General features: G+C 58.5%; 21 protein-coding genes. 17 read left to right on the top strand and 4 right to left on the bottom strand.

Annotated features, from left to right (window positions below; translation table 11 throughout):
• Window positions 1-6: 6 nt before the first annotated feature.
• Together K0B93_RS07230 and K0B93_RS07225 are read left to right on the top strand one after the other, a co-directional pair.
• On the top strand, window positions 7-651 hold the full coding sequence (locus tag K0B93_RS07230) for a glutathione S-transferase family protein (protein ID WP_219866566.1): 645 nt from the start codon (window positions 7-9) through the stop codon (window positions 649-651).
• 278 nt (window positions 652-929) lie between these two features.
• Window positions 930-1628, top strand: a complete 699-nt coding sequence (locus K0B93_RS07225; protein ID WP_219866565.1) for a crotonase/enoyl-CoA hydratase family protein — start codon at window positions 930-932, stop codon at window positions 1626-1628.
• Window positions 1629-1722: 94 nt separating this feature from the next.
• On the opposite strand, the gene K0B93_RS07220 is transcribed toward K0B93_RS07225, so the two are convergent.
• Window positions 1723-2223, bottom strand: a complete 501-nt coding sequence (locus tag K0B93_RS07220) for a lactoylglutathione lyase family protein (RefSeq protein WP_219866564.1) — start codon at window positions 2221-2223, stop codon at window positions 1723-1725.
• A 97-nt stretch (window positions 2224-2320) separates the two neighbouring features.
• Between K0B93_RS07220 and K0B93_RS07215 the strand changes: the two genes are divergently transcribed.
• Together K0B93_RS07215 and K0B93_RS07210 are read left to right on the top strand one after the other, a co-directional pair.
• Window positions 2321-3214, top strand: a complete 894-nt coding sequence (locus K0B93_RS07215; RefSeq protein ID WP_219866563.1) for a LysR family transcriptional regulator — start codon at window positions 2321-2323, stop codon at window positions 3212-3214.
• Between the two features lie 59 nt (window positions 3215-3273).
• Window positions 3274-4305: a threonine aldolase family protein gene (locus K0B93_RS07210; RefSeq protein WP_219866562.1), complete on the top strand. Its 1032-nt coding sequence runs from the start codon at window positions 3274-3276 to the stop codon at window positions 4303-4305.
• Here K0B93_RS07210 and K0B93_RS07205 read toward each other — a convergent pair.
• Complete coding sequence (locus K0B93_RS07205) at window positions 4269-5324, bottom strand: helix-turn-helix transcriptional regulator (RefSeq protein WP_219866561.1); 1056 nt, start codon at window positions 5322-5324, stop codon at window positions 4269-4271. The two genes, K0B93_RS07210 and K0B93_RS07205, sit on opposite strands and share 37 nt — an antisense overlap.
• A gap of 138 nt (window positions 5325-5462) precedes the next feature.
• Here K0B93_RS07205 and K0B93_RS07200 point away from each other — a divergent pair, with 138 nt between their 5' ends.
• The 5 genes from K0B93_RS07200 to K0B93_RS07180 all read left to right on the top strand — a co-directional run bounded on the left by K0B93_RS07200 (window position 5463) and on the right by K0B93_RS07180 (window position 9471).
• Window positions 5463-6632, top strand: coding sequence for an alkane 1-monooxygenase (locus K0B93_RS07200; RefSeq protein WP_228743324.1), 1170 nt, complete (start codon window positions 5463-5465; stop codon window positions 6630-6632).
• 121 nt (window positions 6633-6753) lie between these two features.
• On the top strand, window positions 6754-7242 hold the full coding sequence (locus K0B93_RS07195) for a hypothetical protein (protein WP_219866560.1): 489 nt from the start codon (window positions 6754-6756) through the stop codon (window positions 7240-7242).
• The gene (locus tag K0B93_RS07190) at window positions 7239-7919 is read left to right on the top strand and encodes a hypothetical protein (RefSeq protein ID WP_219866559.1); all 681 of its coding nucleotides are present in this window, start codon (window positions 7239-7241) and stop codon (window positions 7917-7919) included. Before K0B93_RS07195 ends, K0B93_RS07190 begins: the two co-directional genes overlap by 4 nt.
• A 133-nt stretch (window positions 7920-8052) precedes the next feature.
• The gene (locus tag K0B93_RS07185; protein ID WP_219866558.1) at window positions 8053-8688 is read left to right on the top strand and encodes a DUF1326 domain-containing protein; all 636 of its coding nucleotides are present in this window, start codon (window positions 8053-8055) and stop codon (window positions 8686-8688) included.
• A 15-nt stretch (window positions 8689-8703) separates the two neighbouring features.
• A complete protein-coding gene (locus K0B93_RS07180; RefSeq protein ID WP_219866557.1) occupies window positions 8704-9471 on the top strand; it encodes a DUF2182 domain-containing protein in 768 nt (255 codons plus the stop codon).
• Window positions 9472-9478: 7 nt separating this feature from the next.
• Here K0B93_RS07180 and K0B93_RS07175 read toward each other — a convergent pair whose 3' ends face one another.
• The gene (locus K0B93_RS07175; protein WP_219866556.1) at window positions 9479-10348 is read right to left on the bottom strand and encodes an NAD(P)-dependent oxidoreductase; all 870 of its coding nucleotides are present in this window, start codon (window positions 10346-10348) and stop codon (window positions 9479-9481) included.
• A 120-nt stretch (window positions 10349-10468) separates the two neighbouring features.
• Between K0B93_RS07175 and yeiP the strand changes: the two genes are divergently transcribed.
• From yeiP to K0B93_RS07140, 7 genes are all read left to right on the top strand, one after another.
• Window positions 10469-11035 carry an elongation factor P-like protein YeiP gene (yeiP, locus tag K0B93_RS07170; RefSeq protein ID WP_219866555.1) on the top strand — a complete coding sequence of 189 codons (567 nt, stop codon included), beginning with the start codon at window positions 10469-10471 and terminating at the stop codon, window positions 11033-11035.
• 224 nt (window positions 11036-11259) lie between these two features.
• Window positions 11260-11544, top strand: coding sequence for a DUF4242 domain-containing protein (locus tag K0B93_RS07165; RefSeq protein ID WP_219866554.1), 285 nt, complete (start codon window positions 11260-11262; stop codon window positions 11542-11544).
• A gap of 21 nt (window positions 11545-11565) precedes the next feature.
• Entirely contained in the window at window positions 11566-11931 is a 366-nt protein-coding gene (locus tag K0B93_RS07160) for a thiol-disulfide oxidoreductase DCC family protein (protein WP_219866553.1), read from the top strand.
• 95 nt (window positions 11932-12026) lie between these two features.
• On the top strand, window positions 12027-12617 hold the full coding sequence (locus tag K0B93_RS07155; RefSeq protein ID WP_219866552.1) for a DUF502 domain-containing protein: 591 nt from the start codon (window positions 12027-12029) through the stop codon (window positions 12615-12617).
• Between the two features lie 131 nt (window positions 12618-12748).
• Window positions 12749-13240, top strand: coding sequence for an acyl-CoA thioesterase (locus tag K0B93_RS07150; protein ID WP_219866551.1), 492 nt, complete (start codon window positions 12749-12751; stop codon window positions 13238-13240).
• 97 nt (window positions 13241-13337) lie between these two features.
• Complete coding sequence (locus K0B93_RS07145) at window positions 13338-13580, top strand: hypothetical protein (RefSeq protein WP_219866550.1); 243 nt, start codon at window positions 13338-13340, stop codon at window positions 13578-13580.
• A gap of 32 nt (window positions 13581-13612) precedes the next feature.
• The gene (locus K0B93_RS07140; RefSeq protein WP_219866549.1) at window positions 13613-14389 is read left to right on the top strand and encodes a hypothetical protein; all 777 of its coding nucleotides are present in this window, start codon (window positions 13613-13615) and stop codon (window positions 14387-14389) included.
• Here the strand turns inward: K0B93_RS07140 and K0B93_RS07135 are convergent.
• On the bottom strand, window positions 14370-14822 hold the full coding sequence (locus tag K0B93_RS07135; protein ID WP_219866548.1) for an Lrp/AsnC ligand binding domain-containing protein: 453 nt from the start codon (window positions 14820-14822) through the stop codon (window positions 14370-14372). The genes K0B93_RS07140 and K0B93_RS07135 overlap by 20 nt on opposite strands.
• Before the next feature lie 157 nt (window positions 14823-14979).
• On the opposite strand from K0B93_RS07135, the gene K0B93_RS07130 reads away from it, so the two are divergent.
• Window positions 14980-18489 carry an NAD-glutamate dehydrogenase gene (locus K0B93_RS07130; RefSeq protein ID WP_219866547.1) on the top strand — a complete coding sequence of 1170 codons (3510 nt, stop codon included), beginning with the start codon at window positions 14980-14982 and terminating at the stop codon, window positions 18487-18489.
• Window positions 18490-18554 lie beyond the last annotated feature (65 nt).

The following is an 18554-nucleotide window of genomic DNA, read 5'->3' as shown; positions in this document are numbered from 1 at the left end:
CATGCCATGGCCATTACCGAGTCCCTCGACTGCGATCTCGTTTTTTACACCAACCCCATGTCCCGGGGGCGGATTGTGCGCTGGATGCTGGAGGAGGTCGGGTCCGATTACCGTCAGGTCCTGCTCGACTACGACACCCAGATGAAGGCGGACGACTATCTCGCCATCAATCCCATGGGCAAGGTTCCTGCCCTGGTTCACCGGGGCCAGGTGGTGACCGAATGTGCGGCGATCTGCGCGTATCTGGCCGACGCGTTTTCCGACGCCGGGCTGGCGCCGGAGCCGAAGGACCGTGCCGCCTATTATCGCTGGCTCTTCTTCGCGGCCGGTCCCCTGGAGGCGGCGGTTATGGACCGCGTGCTGCAGGCGAACGTGAGCAGGGACCAGGAAAGGATGGTCGGTTACGGCACTTATGAGCAAACCGTCAGCGCCATCGCAGGAGCGGTTTCCGCCAATGACTATGTGGCGGGCGACCGGTTTTCAGCGGCGGATGTTTACGTGGGGTCGCACCTGATGTGGGGCATGGAATTTGGTTCGATTCCCCGCCGGGCAGAGTTTGAATCCTACGTCGCCCGACTGATCGAGCGCCCGGCCCTGGTGGCAGCCAAAGCCATTGACGACGCACTGGCCGCGCAAACGGGCCAGGGGTGAGCGACTGCACGGAGTCCCTCCTTGAGGTCTTCGAACACTTCGGCGCCATCACCCTCCGCCGGATGTTCGGCGGTTTCGGTCAATATCTGGCCTTATCCCTGCAGTGCCCTGTCCAAGGCGCCTGGCGTCACGTTTCCTCGCTCTACTAACAAAGTTATCCACAGATTCTGTGGGCAACCCTTGCTGGGTTTGCTCCCATTCCCGGGAGTGGCCTCCGGCAACAGAAGCTGGCACAGTTCACCACACCAACACGAGAACCACATCAAGAGGATAGGCAGGTGACCGACCTTGTTGAATATCAACTGAACGATGGTGTCGCGACGATTGTGATCGCCAACGGAAAAGCAAATGCCCTGAGCCATGACGTCTTCGAGCAGCTGAACCAGGCTCTGGATCGCGCCGAAAAGGATGGGGCCGTTGTCATCCTGACGGGGCAGCCTGGAATCTTTTCCGGCGGCTATGATCTGAAAGAAATGCAGAAAGGCCCGAGCGAGGCTTCGGCTCTGGTGACCGTCGGATCGAAACTGACCCGGCGCCTGGCGGCATTTCCGCTCCCGGTGATTGGTGCCTGCAGTGGCCATGCCATTGCCAAGGGCGCGTTCATCATGCTCTCGGTGGATCACCGCATTGGCATCGAGGGCAATTTCAAGCTCGGTCTCAATGAGGTGGCCATAGGCATGACCATGCATCACACCGGTATCGAGATTGCCCGGCATCGCCTGGCCCCCGCTCATTTCTACCGTTCGGTGGTCAACGCCGAAATATACGACCCGGAAGGCGCTGTCGCTGCGGGCTTCCTGGATGAGGTTGTTGCCCCTTCAGAACTGATGGTTCGCGCGAACGAACTCGCACAGCAATTCCGCAAACTCAACATGCGGGCCCATCGCGAAACCAAGTGCAAGGCCAAGGCAGACTATCTCAATCTGCTGGACCGCTGCATCGAACAGGACTCTGCCCACCTCGGCCTTTCAGGCTGAACCTGGCCGGTCAATCCGCCACGGCGGGCACGCCGGATGACCACACGCGACTCTGAGCCTACTCTGCTGGCGTATGCCTGGAGCGGGGCTTGGCTCAGTAAGCACCGTCGCTGTAGATCAGTTCATAGCTGTGGCTGTAAATCTCCAGGATGTTCCCGAACGGATCTTCCATGTAGATCATGCGGTAGGGTTTTTCACCCGGGTAATAGTAGCGTGGTTTTTCCATGCGCTTCCTGCCGCCGGCGGCAACAATCCGTTCCGCGAGTTCTTCGACGTTCGGGTCCTGAACGCAGAAGTGAAATACGCCGGTTTTCCAGTATTCGAAATTGTCCTGCGGATTTTCCTGGTTCTTGAACTGGAACAGCTCGACACCGATCCGGTCACCGGTGGACAGGTGGGCGATCCGGAAACGATCCCAGCCTTTGCCGAACACATCCGTGCACATCTCCCCAATGGCGCTGTCATCCTCTTCGATGTCGGTGGGTTTCATAATCAGATACCAACCCATTACCTCGGTGTAGAATTTCACCGCCGCTTCAAGGTCGGGTACCGAGATGCCGATGTGGGAGAAATTTCTCGGGTATACGTTGCTCATGGTGTTGCCTCCTGTATCTGTGATTCCGAAGGCAGGTTACAAAGTTTGATTGATTACTTAAAATTATCATTTTTGATATTTTTAAGTAGGTGGCGTAATGATAAATCCAGTCTGGCTACGCAGCTTCTGCACCCTGGTTGAGGTCGGGCATTTCACTCGCACCGCGGAGCGGCTGCACATGACTCAGTCCGGGGTCAGTCAGCACGTGCGAAAGCTGGAACAGCATCTTGAACGGTCGCTGCTCATTCGACAGGGCAAACGGTTTACCTTGACCGATGCGGGCTCGCGGCTGTATCGCGAGGCGAGTGCGATTGTTGAGTCCCTGTCGGATCTGGAGCGTCGGATCGGCGCAGACCCGTTGCATGATGGCGTGGTCCGGATCATGTCACCGGGCAGTGTGGGGCTGAAACTCTATCCCCATCTTTTGGAACTGCAACGGCGCCATCCGAAGCTGGTCATGGACTACCGGTTTGCGCCCAACGCCGATGTCGAGCGTGCCATCGCCGACTATCGGGTCGATGTGGGTATCATGACCAGCCCGTCAAGTCTCGACGAGGTGGGATTCAAGCCGGTGGGCGAAGAACCGCTGCTGTTGGTGACGCCGAAAAACATGAGTGAGCCGCGCTGGGAGCAGTTGATGGAACTCGGGTTTGTCGACCACCCGGATGGGGCACACCACGCCGGTTTGCTTTTGGGCGCCAACTATCCGGAGTTCCACCACAGCAACCAGTTCCCGCTTGCCGGGTTTTCCAACCAGATCAGCCTGATTCTTCAGCCCGTTAGCATGGGCCTTGGGTTTACGGTGCTGCCAGCCTACGCCGTCGAGGCGTTTCCGGCGCGGGAGTTGGTGCAAACACACCGATTGTCCAAACCGGCAAGTGAGACGCTGTTGCTTTGCTTCCGCCGGAACCAGCCGGTGGCCAACCGGGTGAGGACGGTGATCGAGGCGATGCGGGAAGGATTGGGGCTGGGTGCTGGCGATTCACACTGAATCGTGTAATTTGGGGGCTGTTGAACCTCGTTTCCCATTTCCCCGACAGGAGGCCTGACGTGTCCCAGTATGAGCAGTTCGCCAGTGATAATTACAGCGGAGTTTGTCCGCCCGCCTGGAAGGCCATGGAGGCGGCAAACCGAATGGACGAGGCGGCTTACGGCGAAGACAGCTGGACCCAGCGGGCAGCAGATGGCATCCGCGGAGTGTTCGATACTGATTGCGACGTGTTCTTTGTCTTTAACGGAACCGCCGCCAATTCCCTCGCCCTGGCGTCCATTGGCCAGTCGTTTCACAGCGTCATCTGCCATGAGCTGGCGCACATTGAGACCGATGAATGCGGAGGTCCGGAATATGCCTCCAACGGTGCAAAGCTGTTGCTGGGGCAGGGGACCGACGGCAAGCTGACGCCCCAGAGCATCGAGCACCTGGTTACCAAGCGGACCGATATCCACTACCCCAAGCCCAAGGCGTTGAGCCTGACCCAGGCCACCGAGGTGGGCACGATCTACACTCCGGAGGAGCTGCGCGCCATCCGGGCAACCGCCGATCAATACAACCTGAACATTCATATGGATGGCGCACGGTTTGCCAATGCCGTGGCCGCGCTGGACGTGCACCCCTCGGAGATCACCTGGAAAGCAGGGGTCGATGTCCTGTGTTTTTCCGGCACCAAGAATGGCCTGGCACTGGGCGAAGCCGTGGTGTTTTTCAACAAACACCTGGCGGAGGATTTTGAATGGCGCTGTAAGCAGGCCGGCCAGCTGGCGTCCAAGATGCGGTTTATCTCGGCGCCCTGGTGCGGCCTGCTGGAAGGCGATGTCTGGTTGCAGAATGCCCGCCATGCCAACGCCTGCGCCGAGCGGCTGGCCAATGGTCTGGCAGGATTGCCGGGTATCACGCTCCGCTACCCCAGGCAGGTAAACGGCGTCTTCGTGGAGATGCCGGACCCCGTGCAGGCGGCGCTTCGTGCCAAAGGCTGGCGCTTCTACAATTTCATCGGTGGTTCGGCCCGGCTTATGTGTTCCTGGGCGACAACAACCGAACGGGTGGATCAGTTTCTGTCGGACGTGCGGGAACTGATGGCCTGATCAGAGGCTGAGGCCATCTTCACAAACCCGGTGGGCGTCATCCCCGTCGCCTGCCTGAACGCCCGGGTGAAGTTGGCGGAATCGTCATAGCCAAGGCGGTAGGCCGTTTCCGTGACACTCAAGCGTTCCCGGAGCAGGCAGTGCTTGGCGTCGGTGATCCGGGCATCAAGCAGCAGTGCCCGGTAGCTTACCCCCTCCCGCTGCAGGCGGCGATGCAGTGTCCGGGAAGACATGCCGAGTTGCGCCGCCACGCTCTCCTGATCCCGGGGCAAGCGGGCGGGGGCGGTCAACAAGGCGAGGACCTGCTCCGCCAGACTCCCCCGGTGTTTCAACTGCTTCAGTTCTTCTTCGCATTCCGCTACTGCCTGTGCGTGAGCTGTTCTGTCCGCGAGGGCAAAGGGGATTTCCAGTCGGTCCGGGGGTAGTGAAAGACTGTGTTGGGGCTGATCAAATGCAATGTCTCGTAGGCTCGGGCCGAGTCTTGCGGACAGCTCTTCCTGCCGCGGAAATGCCAGGCTCGCACGCAGCCCCAGTTGTCCCACCAGAAACCTGCCCATCACATCAAAGCTGCCAAGCAGGGTGTGGATCACGAACCGCTCGGTGCGCTCGGAGATTCCGGGGGTGGGGGTTATGACAAGCCGCGCGTGCTTGCCGGTATTGTCGAGGTTCAGCGTCACCAGTTGAGTGATCAGCGGGAAAAAGCGGACCGCGATGTCTATCGCCTGGCGCGCATTGGGTGCGGTCAGGCCGGCGTAGCCGGCGGACCCATGGGCGCTGATGTTCAGGTGATGCCCAAGGCGTACTCCGGGATAGAGTTCGCCCGTGCGCTGCTCAACATTATGCAGGACGCGGTCAAGGCTATAGTGACTGACATAGTGATCGGGAGCGTCCAGCAGTTGCGGCTGCACGTCGGTGCCAGAGAGCAGGTCTTCAATGGGCACGTCGGCCGTAGCCAGCAGCTGACACAGGCTATGGATGTAACGGGCAGCGGTTGGTGCCTGTGGGCCGGTCTCGTGCATCTCGGTTTTTCCTGGTGTCGCGCAGTCTGCAGTGTCTGAAAATGACAGAAAACTGTCAATTAACAACCTGTTTCGCGGTCAGGATGGGCGCACAGTGAAGGCATAAACAACAAAAGGTGTGGCCACAAGGAGACCCCCATGCTGGAGAAAGTGCCGTCCCGGATCATGATCCCGCTCAAGAAAGTGCTGTTCCTGCTGGTATTTGCGGTGGCTATGCTGCCCTACGACGCGTGGCGGACGATGCTCGAAACCGGGCATTGGAATCTGTACGCCTGGTGGCCACTGTTTGTGATTTTCGGGATCATTCCAGTGGTCGACCACCTGGTGGGAACCGACGCGTCCAATCCCACCGATGCCGACGTCGAGAAATTGTCCGGGCAGCGCTGGTATTCCTTTATGACGCTGATGGTGGTGCCTGCGCAGCTGGCGGTGCTGTCTTTCGGGGCCTGGGTGTTCGCGACCAGCGATCAGTTCTCCGTGGTCGGGAAGGTAGGGTGGATAATGTCCTGCGGTATTGTCAGCGCCATTCTTTCAATCAACGTCGGTCATGAGTTGATTCACCGGCGCAACCGGCTGGAGAGCTGGGCCGGTGGGCTACTCTATGCCTCTGTGTGCTATGCCGGGTTCAAGGTGGAACACCTGCGGGGCCACCACGTGACGGTGTCCACTCCGGAAGATGCCTCATCGGCCCGCTACGGGCAGAGCCTGTACCACTTTCTGCCCCGCGCGTACCTGCACAATGTGCGTAACGCCTGGAAGCTCGAAGCGGTCCGGCTGAAGAAGCTCGGGCTACCTGCGCTGCATTGGCGCAACGAACTGCTCTGGTGGAATGCCGTCAGCCTGTGTTTTGTACTGGCGTCGTTGCTGTTGTTTGGCTGGGCCGGGCTGGTGTTCTATCTGGGCGTAAGCTGGATGAGTTTCACCACCCTCGAAATCATCAACTACGTTGAGCACTATGGCCTGCACCGTCGAAAACTCCCGAATGGTCGTTACGAGCGCACCACGCCGGCCCACTCCTGGAACAGCAATTACCTCATCACCAATATGGGGTTGTTTCACCTGCAGCGGCATTCCGACCATCATGCCTTTCCCGCCAGACGCTATCAGGTATTACGCCATTACAATGGCGCGCCCCAATTGCCAACGGGCTATACCGGTATGTACCTCCTCGCACTGATTCCGCCGTTATGGTTTCGGGTGATGAATCCCCGCGTTCGCGCCTATTACCGGGGTGAGGAGTGGCAGCTTTCTGCCCGGGAGTTCGAGCAGTCGGCCCGTCCGCCAGAGCAGACGGCATCCCCTGGCTAGCCAGCCGTGCGCGTTGGCGGGATGCTCATTCCGGCAATGGTGTTCTGGAGGTGTTCCTGGCTTTCTTTTGAGGGGGGGTTGGCTAAACTGTAATCAGGCCCTCTGCCTGGAGTATGTGCCGATGCAACATTCTCCTGATCACATTCTCCGCCACGTCGCGTTTCCCGTTATTCAGCCAACGCAATGCCTGCCTTTACGGTTGGTGCTTGCCCTGATGTTGTCGGTGTCCCCCGTTGGAGTCGCAGACAATCAGATGCCGGTAGCCACGGCGCTGGATGGCAAAATCTTCGAAAGCCAGCTTGGTCTGAAGGGTGAACCACTGGATGTGGAAGACCGGCTCGTATTCGAGGATGGGCAGTTTGTTTCCGAAGAGTGCGAGCGGACCTGTGGCTACGCCAAAGTTGAGTATTGGGTGAGGGCGCAGGACGATGCGATTCAGATGCGTGCCGAGGTGCCCTGCCTGCATTCCGGCGCGGTGATGTACTGGCGGGGCACAGTTCGGGGAGACGAAATAGAAGGCTCATTCACCTGGATCAACAAACGCTGGTACTGGACCTTTGAAAAGGAGTTTTGGTTCAAGGGTAAGCTGGTACAGGCTGGCGAACCATGACCCCGTCGGTTATGCCGGCCAACCGTCGTGTCGCCGGACTGGTGAAGCTGGCTTGTCTGGTTGCGATTGTCGTCGTGGGCAATCTGCTGACGCGCGGCATTGTTGATGGCCTCGATATGACCATCCGGCCAACCACGGAACCGATGTTGCACCGGATTATCATGACCTCCATGGCAGCTTATATTCTGCTGATGGCGATTCCCTTTGTGCCGGGCGTTGAGATCGGTCTGGCGCTGATGATGATACTGGGGCCCAAGATTGTCCCCCTCGTGTACGGCTGCACCCTGATTGCTCTCACTCTCGCCTTTCTGGTCGGACGACTGTTACCGGAAGCCACAATAACGAGATTTCTGCGGGATGTGCGCCTGGTGAAGGCGGCCGGTTTTCTGGAGAGTTTCCAAGGCCTGGATGCAGACCAGCGACTCGCCAGATTGATGGAGAAATCTCCCCGGCGCCTGGTGCCCTGGTTGCTGAGGCACCGCTACCTGACGTTGATGCTTGCCATCAACCTGCCGGGCAACGTGGTGCTGGGCGGCGGTGGTGGCCTGGCATTGATGGCGGGCATGAGCAAACTGTTTTCGTTTCACCGTTACCTGCTCATGCTAGCGGTTGCCATTTCTCCCATTCCCCTCTTGTTGATGGTGTTCGGCGACCGGATTGCCAACTGGCCGATCTGAGCCGGCCGCACCTGCACTTTTTAAGCGCCCCACGAATAATCGCCGGATTTTGTGTCGTTAATAATCTAATGCCCGTTCGGGCCGGGTTTATTATTAGGTTATGAGGCTGCGTTACCAAAGAGGAGTAACGGAGATGGACAGGGTAGATTGGCGAATCAAGGGGTTGGAGTTTGTAAACTGTAACTGTGATCTGGGGTGTCCGTGTCAGTTCATGGGGCGACCGTCCCATGGTGACTGCGAAGCATTTGCGGCGGTGAAAATTGAAGACGGGTACTTCGGCGATACCCGGCTGGATGGTTTGGCCTTTGCCATGACGCTGAAGTGGCCGGGAGCCATTCATGAAGGCAACGGTACAGCACAGGCTTTTGTCGATGAAAAGGCCACCCAGGAACAGCGGGACGCGCTGATGGCCATTATGTCCGGTGAGACTTCCGAGCCGGGCGCCACGTTCTTCAATGTCTTCGCCAGCACCATGACGAAGATGCACGATCCGGTGTTCTGTCCGATCGATATGACCTGTGACGTTGAGGGCAGGAAGGCGTCGATTCGGGTGGCGGATCTGGTAGAGGCCAGTGGCACGCCCATTCTCAGTCCGATCGACGGTTCTGAGCATCAGGCCCGAATCGAGTTGCCCCATGGGTTCGAGTACCACGTGGCCGAAGTGGCAAGCGGTCGTACCAGCGCTCACGCGGACATGCCGATAGAGTTGAACGCGACCCATAGCCATATGTCGCACCTGGATATTGGTCCGACCGGGGTTTACCACTAGACCCCGGAGGTACACATGGGCAACGGACGTTCGGTGTTCTCGCGTTCCATAGTGCGGGGGTCAACGGTAACCCTTGTTGGTTTACTGACGATTGCCGGCCTTTGCTGGCTGTATGTGTTTGGCCTGGCGTCGGAGATGGCATCAATGTCTCCGGGCGACATGATGGCATTCAAGCACTGGACCCCGGCGTACTTCGCCATGATGGTGGTGATGTGGAGCGTGATGATGGTCGCCATGATGACCCCCAGTGCCGCGCCCATGATTCTCTTGTATCGGCAGGTGGCGCGGAAAAACCAGCTGGCGGGGGGAATGCTGGGGACGGCCTTGTTTGCGGGTGGATACCTGCTGGTCTGGGGTCTGTTCAGCCTGACGGCCACGGCCCTGCAGTGGTTACTCGAGGAGTCGGCGTTGCTCAGCCCCCAGATGCGCAGTCAGAACCAGGTGTTCAGCGGTGTGGTTCTGATCGCCGCGGGCATTTATCAGTTCTCCTCTCTGAAACAGGCCTGCCTTCGTCGTTGCCGGGGGCCTTTGCTGTTCATCACCCGGTACTGGCGGTCCGGACTGAAGGGGGCCTTCGAAATGGGTCTCCGCCACGGAACCTATTGCGTTGGCTGTTGTGCCGCGCTTATGGCGCTGCTGTTCGTTGGTGGGGTCATGGACCTGAGCGTGATCGCCGCCATCGCCGTCGTGGTTTTGCTGGAGAAGCTGATACCTGGTGGTGAATGGTTGGCAAGGGCGTTTGGTGCCCTCGCCATCGGTCTGGGCGTGGTTCTGATCGTGTGAGGGCCGATCACCGGTTGCCGGTGAGGAAGTCAAACACCGAGGCAAAGTCCTCTCGGTCATACCCTGCCTGCTTGGCGCTGCCATACACTGTCTTGGCCAGGCTTGCCAGGAACATGGGCTGGTTTTCCTCGTAGGCGGTTTGCTCCAGAAGGTGCAGGTCCTTGTGCATCAGTTCGAGTGGGAACTGAGCTTCGTAATTGCCTTCCCGTATCAACTCGGCTTTGCCCTTCAGGAACGGCGCGGACACCGGCAGGTTGGGCAGGGTGTCCATCAGGAAATCGCGGCTGAATCCAAGCTTTTCTCCCAGCAGGGCCGTCTCGGCATAGGCCAGCATGGATTGCGCGAGCAGGGCGTTCACCAGCATCTTGAAAGCGCTGCCCTGACCGGCTGCCCCCACATGGAGGATTTTTTGTCCCATCAGCTCGAGGAGTGGCCGGGCGCCCTCAACGTCGGTATCTTCGCCCCCCAGCAGGAACGTGAGTTCACCGTCTTCGGCAGGTTGTTTGGTGCCCGCCACCGGCGCGTCCAGAAACCTTATCCCGAGAGCATTCGCCCGGTTTGCGCAGTTTCGTGTACAGGAGGGGTTAACGGTGGAGCTGTTCACCCAGAGTGAGCCCTTGTGCATGGCCGGCACAAAGCCCTCATCGCCGAAGGCGACCTCTTCCAGCACGGTCGGGTCGCTCAGCATGGTAATGACGATGTCGGCGTTCCGGGCCGCTTCCGAAGCGGAGCTGGCTCCGCGGGCACCCTCCGCCTCCAGGGCCTGGACTGCAGTGGGGGACCGATTGGCAACGGTGAGGGAGAGCGAGTTGTCTTTGAGGAGGTTACGGGCCATTCGGCTTCCCATAATGCCCAGGCCAATGAATGCGACGTTCATAAAAGGCTCCCTGTGATCCGGTGGAAACAGCATGAATTGAGCATTTGACTATCGCTTGTCTTTCACCATCGTGGTATATCAACAGCCCTAATTGTCTCATTTTTTTTCTGGAACAGTGCAATGCCAAGAGCAAGTGAAATCAAGAAGAATTCAGCCGTCGAGTACGATGGTCGCGTCTACTTCGTCAAGGATATCGAACGTTCCGTCCCCCAGGGCCGGGCGGGCGGCAGTCTGTATCGCATGCGAATGTACGACGTGGTTACCGGCAACAAGATTGACGAGACGTTCAAGGATTCGGACATGCTGAATCTGGCCGATCTGGTCCGCAGGCCGGCCACCTTCTCCTATTCCGATGGTGATGAGTACGTCTTCATGGATAGCGAAGACTTCACCCAATACAGCCTCAACAAGGAGTCGATCGCCGACGAGCTGCTGTTCATCAGCGAGGACACACAGGGTCTGATGGTGGTGCTGGTCAGTGATGCGCCGGTATCCCTGGCCTTGCCACCGACGGTGGAGCTGGAGATCAGCGAAACCGACCCGTCCGTCAAAGGAGGGTCTGCGACCGCCCGTACCAAACCCGCTACCCTGTCGACAGGTTTGGTGGTGCAGGTGCCAGAGCATATTTCCACCGGTGACCGTATCAAGGTGAACGTGGACGAGCGTAAGTTCCTGAGCCGCGCCTGATCCGCAATACAGCCCTCCCGCCGTGGTGCGGCGGGGGCTGAACCTCCCGGCACCAATCCCCGTTTACTCCCCGCGATTATAGCGCCCCGCCTATGGTGCATTAATGGTCTAAAACCCACGCGATTCCGGGTGGTGGCAGGCCTGGGACGGGTCTAGGCTATAAAAAGGCGGCGATGAGACTATTGGTCCTGCGGTCCTCGGATCGGAGGCAGGAGGGGTGAGAAATGCCAAAATACATGATTGAGAGAGAGTTGCCGGGAGCCGGCAAATTGTCCTCTAGCGAGTTGCAGGAAATTTCCCAGAAATCCTGCACGGTATTGGAGGAATTGGGGCCGCATATCCAGTGGCTAAACAGTTTTGTCACGGATGATAAGGTGTATTGCCTTTACATCGCCCCTGACGAGGCGATGGTGCGTCGACACGCGGAAATGGGGGGCTTCCCTGTTAATGCCATTTCCCAGGTTCGAACCGTGATCGATCCGACCACCGCTGAGCCAGTGGCGAGCTAACGATCAACGTTTGGGAGGATCATGACTTCGTCAGATGGCAAGCTGATAGTGTTTTACGACGGTTCCTGTCCTGCCTGCATCAAGGACCGCCGGTGGTACGAAAAGCTTGCGGGCAAGACCGGTGAATCGGTTGAATGGCTGGATATTACTGGTCGCGACGAAATGTTGCGCCAGGAAGGTATAAACCCGGATTCGGCGCTGAGGGAATTGCATGTCAAGGATCCTCAGGGCCGAATTCACCGGGAGATGGATGCGTATATCCTGTTGATGTCGCGGGTACCGGTATTGAAGCCGTTTGCCTGGTTGATTGGTCTTCCTCTGATCCGTCCGTTCCTGGCCCGGCTTTATCATTCCTGGGTGAGTCGGCGGTTGGATGGCCCGGCTTGATCTATAGTCAATCCAATGGCATGGGCAGGATCTCAACGATTGGATGACGTCGCCGAATGTGTCAGTCAGGACGATAGACCAGGGAGCGGGCGACCATGAATTTCATCAAAACCACAATCATTGGCGGTATCGTGTTCCTGCTGCCTGTCGTCGTTATACTCGTGGTGCTGGGCAAAGCCCATGAGATCATGTTGCGAGTCGCCGAGCCTCTGGGCCGATTGCTGCCGATCGATTACGTGGGCGGTGTTGCCGTTGCGAACCTGCTGGCATTGGTTTCGGTGTTACTGGTCAGCTTTGTTGCCGGGTTTGTTGCCAAGGGCTCTCGGGCCAAACAGTTTTATCGCCAGATCGATAATGGGTTGCTCGCCATACCTGGCTACTCCTTTATCAAGAGCTTTGCCGAAAACCTGAAGATGGATGAAGCTGAGTCCCGGAGCCTGCAATCGGTGATGGTGCATTTTGACGACTATGCCCAGGTCGGCTTTGAGGTGGAGAGGCTCTCGGACGGGCCGGTTGTCATCTACCTGCCCGGTTCTCCCGACCCGTGGTCCGGTTCAGTGGTTTACGTCTCGGCCAGTCGGGTTCATACCCTGGAAATCACCGTACCGCAGGCGGTCGGCCATATCCGGCGGCTTGGCCGGGGCGCCGAAGATCTGCGTGACGCACTAAAAATGAAGCGGCCATAGCATGATCTCCGTGACTGATAGCTGAAACAAATTGAGTTTAGACCAGATTCGGTGAATGTGGGCAAAGCCCGGTGTTCCCCGCTTTCATGAGGTAAGGTACTCGAAACCCCCGAGGAGAAGGAACCGAACAGATGTCTGAAATGCCCGCGAAACCCGTGTCTGCGTCCGTTATTGAGAAGCATGTCTACAAGGTGTTCCCGAACGACATGAACGCCCACAACACGGTCTTTGGCGGCATGATCATGGCCAAATGCGACCGGCTTGCCCTGGTGGTTGCCGAGCGCCACTCCGCGCACGTCTGCGTTACCGCTGCGGTGGACTCCATCCATTTCCGGGCGCCCGCAAAGGGCAATGATACTCTCCTGTTCAACCTGTCACTGAACCGCAGTTGGGGCTCGTCCATGGAGATTGGCGCACGGGTTGAGGCGGAGAACAGTTACACCGGCGACACCCGGCATATCCTGTCGGCGTTCTTCACCTTCGTGGCGCTGGATGAGAACGACAAACCTGTGGATGTGCCTCATGTCATTCCGGAGTCGGACGAGCAGAGGCGCCGTTTCGAGAACGCCGAGATTCGCCGGGAAGGTCGCCTGAAGACCCGGGAAAAGCTGTCCAGCCGTTGACCTGTCCGGGCCTGGCCCTAATAGAAACACGATGGTTTTCGCCAGACCGGATCGGTACTACACTGACATAAGGCTTGTTTAACATGGAGGAACCATCATGCGATATCTAGCCGCTGCGTTACTGTCCCTTTTCCTGGCCGCACCGGTGATTGCGGGCCAGTGCCCAGCCCTGATGAAGCAGGTTGACAGCCAGCTTGTTTCTTCCCAGGTTGGAAGCGATGTCAAGCAAGAAGTGAAGGAGCTGCGCGCCAAGGGCGAAGCATTGCACAATCAAGGCAAACATGGTGAATCGGTCAAGGTACTGAATGAAGCCCTGAACAAACTGAATGCCAGTTACTGATCGGGGTGTTGTCGAAACAATCGGAACGTAGTTTGGACCAGTTAAAACCTGTATCGAAAGGTGCCCAGCACTACATTCTTCTGGTTATTCCCCGCCTGCTGCGGGAGATTGAAGAGCTGGGCTTACCTCATATCATCCGGACCTCCGGCTTTTCCGAGCGGGAGGTTACCAGCCTCTACTTCGAATTTGTCTCCATCAAACGCGTGCTTCCAGCGGAGCCGAAGCGCATAGCGCCGGAGATCTGGGAACATCTGACCTACTGTGTCCAGGTTATGAGCGCCATGGTGAATGCGGCGTCGGTGGAGCAGCTTGCCGAGGCCCGGGAGCAGGCCATCCAAAAGTTCCTTCCCCATGCCCGGCAGGCGGTCGAGAGCGAGTATCGGGAGCAATGCAGCGAGGGGACGGTCGATTTCAGGTTGGCGGGCATTCTGAAACAGGAAACCTCGCCCGAACAGTCCCGGGAACTGTGTATGGAGGCCATCCGCCTGGAGCGGGAGCAACGTCTCGAATCCATCAAGGGGTTGTCTGTGGCCGCGTTGGGCGAACATTCCCGCCAGATTGTCGAGGCCGCCGTTGCTTTCGTTCAGGGTGCTGCCAGCGATCCGCCCGAGGATTTTGGACTGCTGGACCTGGTGATCCGTTTGCTGGACCTGCTCCGGCTGGTGCTAGCGCTTGAGCACGATGAGGCCTCCAAGGCCAATATCCCCCAGGATTTTTCCGTGGACAACATCGTTCTGGGTATCGGTAATGCCCTGTACCGCAACGAGCTTGGCCTGCAGTTTTCCTCGGTTAAAGTCCCGCATCCTTGACGTTCTCCATGACCACAAACGTGCTGGTTTGCAACACGTGGGGCAGAGCGGAGATCTGCTCTCCCAGAACCTGACGGTACTCCGCCATGTTCCGGGTCCGGACTTTCAGCAGGTAGTCGAAGTTACCCGCAATCATGTGGCACTGCTCAACCGCCGAAATCTGTTTGACCGAGGTGTTGAATGCCTCCAGTGCGTTGCTGCTGGTGTCGTCCAGCGTGACCTGGGCAAAGGCAATGTGAGACAGCCCGAGCTTGGTCTGGTTCACCAGGGCGGTGTAGCCGGTAATGTATCCCTGTTCCTCAAGCCGTCGCATGCGTACCTGGCATGGGGTTTTCGACAATCCCACCCGGGACGCAAGCTCGGTCACGGTAATCCGGGCGTTCTTCTGGAGTTCGCGGATAATGGAGTGATCGATTCTATCCAGTTCGACCATAATTTGAGTTCCTGGCTGGCTTAGCGGCTATTTCAGCGGTTGAATATAATCAAAATACCTGTTTTTGGAAACTATATGGTCAAAGTGACTTCATGGTCTTGGCTATACTGAGAGTTCTGGTAAACCATCCTCAGCTGCTATATCCCGGAGTTTTCCGATGTCCCATCCCCGCTCAATACAACAACAAACCCTGCTGGAACAACTTTCTGAGGCGCTGCAGACTCAGAGCAAGGCGCCAGACGATTCCACGGATCTCAAGGAACTGGTTGCCCGGATGATGGAGGAGTCCCGGTCCTGGGACGACGATTTGCATGCCCGGCTCGTGGCGGCGCACGGCGAGGTCGCTGGCGGTCGGCAGGCTCAGATGTTCAGTGGCGGTTTCCCGGCAGCCTACCGGGCGCGTTTCCCGGTATCAGAAGCCATTGGCGACATCGGTCAGATTCAGTCTATTGCGGTGGCATCCGATGTGCCCATGCGATTTTACGAGCGCGAGGAGTCGGACCGCCTGACGATGAGCTTCAAGCTCTACAGCCAGGGCGACCCGGTTGTGCTCTCCGACGTGATTCCCATACTTGAGAATCTGGGAATGCGGGTCCTGGGAGAGCATCCCTACCGCATACAACGCCGGGACGGAGAGCAATTCGGGATCAGCGATTTTACCGTGGAGTGCCACCCGCGCTGCAGGAATGCGGACCTCGACGCGGTCACACCCCTGTTGCAGGAGGCTTTCCGTGAAATCTGGAACGGCTTTGCAGAGAACGACGATTTCAACCAGCTGATCATGGCTGCAGGCCTGGGTTGGCGTGAGGTGGCACTGATTCGGGCCTACTCGCGCTACATCAAGCAGCTCCGGTTCGGCTTCAGCCAACCCTTCATTGCCGATACCCTGGCTCGCCACCTGGACATCACGACCCTGCTGGTGCGGTTCTTCAACGTGCGGTTTGAACCGGGGCCGAACTCGCCAGAGGAGCGGGACGCGGCCGCCGGGCGCATCGAAAGTGACATCCTCAGCGCCCTGGAAGCAGTGGCGAGCCTGGACGACGACCGGATCCTCAGGCGTTTCTATGTGCTTATACGGGCAACACTCAGAACCAACTTCTTCCAGCGTCAGGCAGGCGATCAGTTCAAGAGCTATCTCTCGTTCAAGCTGGATCCATCCTCCATTCCGGACATTCCCAAGCCGCGTCCGAAGTTTGAGATCTTTGTCTACTCGCCGCGGGTGGAAGGGGTTCATCTCAGGGCGGGACCGGTTGCGCGTGGTGGTTTGCGCTGGTCCGATCGGATTGAGGATTATCGTACCGAGATCCTCGGCCTGGTAAAGGCCCAGCAAGTGAAGAATTCGGTGATCGTACCAGTGGGCGCCAAGGGGGGCTTTATCGTCAAGCAGCCTCCTACAGATGGCTCCCGGGAGGCGTTTCGGGAAGAGGGCGTTGCCTGCTACCAGATCTTCATCTGCGGGCTGCTGGATCTGACGGATAACCTCGAAGCAGGGGTGGTGGTTCCTCCGGTTGATGTGGTTCGCCACGACGACGATGACACCTACCTGGTGGTTGCGGCGGACAAAGGCACCGCGACCTTCTCGGATATCGCCAACCGACTGGCCGAAGACTATGGTTTCTGGCTGGGCGATGCCTTCGCCTCCGGCGGCAGCGAAGGCTATGACCACAAGAAGATGGGCATCACGGCGCGGGGCGCCTGGGAGTCCGTCAAGCGTCACTTCCTGGAGCAGGGGCTTGATACCCAGGCCGAGGAATTTACCGTCGTTGGCATTGGCGACATGGCGGGCGATGTGTTCGGCAACGGCATGCTGTTGTCGGAGCAGATCCGGCTCGTGGGCGCGTTCAACCACCAGCACATCTTCATTGACCCAGCGCCGGATGCAGCCGCCTCCTATGCCGAACGCAAGCGTCTGTTCGACTTGCCAGGGTCGACCTGGGCCGATTACAACACCGAGCTGATCAGCGAGGGCGGCGGTGTCTTCCCCCGGTCCATGAAGTCCATCCCGATCTCAGCCGGAATGCGGGCCGCACTCGGAATCGAGGCGGCCCGGCTTGCACCCAGTGAACTGATCAGTGCGTTGCTGGCGGCACCTGTCGATATGCTTTGGAACGGAGGTATTGGCACGTACGTCAAGGCCCGGCACGAATCGAACGAACAGGTGGGCGATAAATCCAACGATGCCGTCCGGATCAACGCCGACCAGTTACGGTGCCGGGTTCTGGGCGAGGGCGGCAATCTTGGCGTCACTCAACTCGGGCGGGTGGCTTTTGCCCGAACCGGCGGTTCTGCCAACAGCGATTTCATTGATAACGCCGGCGGGGTCGACTGCTCGGACCACGAGGTGAATATCAAGATCCTTTTGAACGAATTGGTGCATCAGGAACGCCTGACGTTGGCCGAACGCAACCGGTTGCTCAGGGCGATGACACCGGAGGTTGCCGAGCTTGTTCTTGCCAACAATTACCGGCAGGCCATGGCCCTGAGCCTGGCCCAGAGTGGTCTGGTGTCCTCCATGGAAGAGATCGAACGCCTGATGCGGCGCCTGGAGGCCGAAGGGAAACTCGACAGGGCGCTGGAGTTTCTGCCCGATGACGACGAGCTTCAGGCCCGCCGCGAGCGGGGCGCCGGTCTGACCCGGCCGGAGCTTTCTGTCTTGGTGTCCTATGCCAAGATTGAACTGAAACAGGCCCTGGCCCAGGCGAAGATCGTTCATGACCCTCGGTTTGTCGAGGCCCTGCATTCCGCTTTTCCGGTGTCGCTCCTGAACGCCTTTCCCGAGGCCATCGACGCCCACCCGTTGCGCGCGGAAATTGCTGCCACGCAGATTGCCAACGATATCGTCAATCGCATGGGAGTTACCTGGGTGGACCGGATGCGCCATGCGACCGGTGCGACCGTTGGCGATATCGCGTCAGCCTACCTGATCTCTCTCCGGATCCATGACGTAGACGCCCAGTGGAAGGCAATCGAAAACCTGGACGGGAAGGTCAGCGCCCGGGGGCAGGCGGAGTTGTTTGGCGATGTGATTCGTCTCGTGACCCGCAGTTCCAGCTGGTTGCTGCACAATTACCGGACCGATCTTGATCCCGGAAGTTGCGAGGAGCGTTACAAGGGTCCACTTTGTGAGGTGGTGGCATCGACTCGACGTCTGGCGACGGTGATCCCTGAAAGTCGCTGGCAGGAGCGCTATGATGATTATAAGGGGCAAGGTGTCCCTGAGGCGTTGGCAGCCTGGTGCGCTTCCGCAGAAAGCCGCTACTGGCTGATGGACATGATCGAGATCTCCCGTCGCCTGGGCCAGAAACTCGAGTCGGTGGCCTGGGTTTACTTCCGGTTGGGTGAGAGCCTTAACCTGACCTGGCTGGACCGGCAGATGCGTGCCTTTCGGGCGATTGGTCACTGGCAGGTGTTGGCGACCATTCACTATCGCGACGAGCTTGATCAACAGCTCAGGAACCTGACCTCCAGTGTGTTCGCCGCCCGTCCGGAAAGTGGGGCCGACGACGCGTCCCCGGAGCAATTGCTCGAGACGTGGCGTCATGACAAACAGCCGTTGCTGAGCCGCTGGAAACGAATGCTTGGCGACATGCAGGCAGGCAATGAAGTTGACTGCGCCGTGTTCTCGGTCGCTCATGGCGTACTCAGGGAATTGGCGTTGAAAGCCTGATAATGGATTGTCTAGGTCATATTGACTAAACGATCGTTAATTAAGAGAAAATAATAAAAATTTAA

It is taken from the genome of Marinobacter sp. F4218, from assembly GCF_019443085.1.
GTDB classification, from domain to species: Bacteria; Pseudomonadota; Gammaproteobacteria; order Pseudomonadales; family Oleiphilaceae; genus Marinobacter; species Marinobacter albus.
The sequence above is the reverse complement of the archived record's forward strand: the minus strand, read 5'-3'. Positions and strand labels throughout refer to the sequence as shown.

Coding starts and splice junctions, on each gene's coding strand:
- K0B93_RS07185 (WP_219866558.1), top strand. CDS start 8,053: ATGGACAGGGTAGATTGGCGAATCAAGGGGTTGGAGTTTGTAAACTGT.
- K0B93_RS07165 (WP_219866554.1), top strand. CDS start 11,260: ATGCCAAAATACATGATTGAGAGAGAGTTGCCGGGAGCCGGCAAATTG.
- yeiP (WP_219866555.1), top strand. CDS start 10,469: ATGCCAAGAGCAAGTGAAATCAAGAAGAATTCAGCCGTCGAGTACGAT.
- K0B93_RS07145 (WP_219866550.1), top strand. CDS start 13,338: ATGCGATATCTAGCCGCTGCGTTACTGTCCCTTTTCCTGGCCGCACCG.
- K0B93_RS07215 (WP_219866563.1), top strand. CDS start 2,321: ATGATAAATCCAGTCTGGCTACGCAGCTTCTGCACCCTGGTTGAGGTC.
- K0B93_RS07180 (WP_219866557.1), top strand. CDS start 8,704: ATGGGCAACGGACGTTCGGTGTTCTCGCGTTCCATAGTGCGGGGGTCA.
- K0B93_RS07130 (WP_219866547.1), top strand. CDS start 14,980: ATGTCCCATCCCCGCTCAATACAACAACAAACCCTGCTGGAACAACTT.
- K0B93_RS07190 (WP_219866559.1), top strand. CDS start 7,239: ATGACCCCGTCGGTTATGCCGGCCAACCGTCGTGTCGCCGGACTGGTG.
- K0B93_RS07200 (WP_228743324.1), top strand. CDS start 5,463: ATGCTGGAGAAAGTGCCGTCCCGGATCATGATCCCGCTCAAGAAAGTG.
- K0B93_RS07160 (WP_219866553.1), top strand. CDS start 11,566: ATGACTTCGTCAGATGGCAAGCTGATAGTGTTTTACGACGGTTCCTGT.
- K0B93_RS07155 (WP_219866552.1), top strand. CDS start 12,027: ATGAATTTCATCAAAACCACAATCATTGGCGGTATCGTGTTCCTGCTG.
- K0B93_RS07195 (WP_219866560.1), top strand. CDS start 6,754: ATGCAACATTCTCCTGATCACATTCTCCGCCACGTCGCGTTTCCCGTT.
- K0B93_RS07220 (WP_219866564.1), bottom strand. CDS start 2,223: ATGAGCAACGTATACCCGAGAAATTTCTCCCACATCGGCATCTCGGTA.
- K0B93_RS07205 (WP_219866561.1), bottom strand. CDS start 5,324: ATGCACGAGACCGGCCCACAGGCACCAACCGCTGCCCGTTACATCCAT.
- K0B93_RS07135 (WP_219866548.1), bottom strand. CDS start 14,822: ATGGTCGAACTGGATAGAATCGATCACTCCATTATCCGCGAACTCCAG.
- K0B93_RS07230 (WP_219866566.1), top strand. CDS start 7: ATGGCCATTACCGAGTCCCTCGACTGCGATCTCGTTTTTTACACCAAC.
- K0B93_RS07175 (WP_219866556.1), bottom strand. CDS start 10,348: ATGAACGTCGCATTCATTGGCCTGGGCATTATGGGAAGCCGAATGGCC.
- K0B93_RS07150 (WP_219866551.1), top strand. CDS start 12,749: ATGTCTGAAATGCCCGCGAAACCCGTGTCTGCGTCCGTTATTGAGAAG.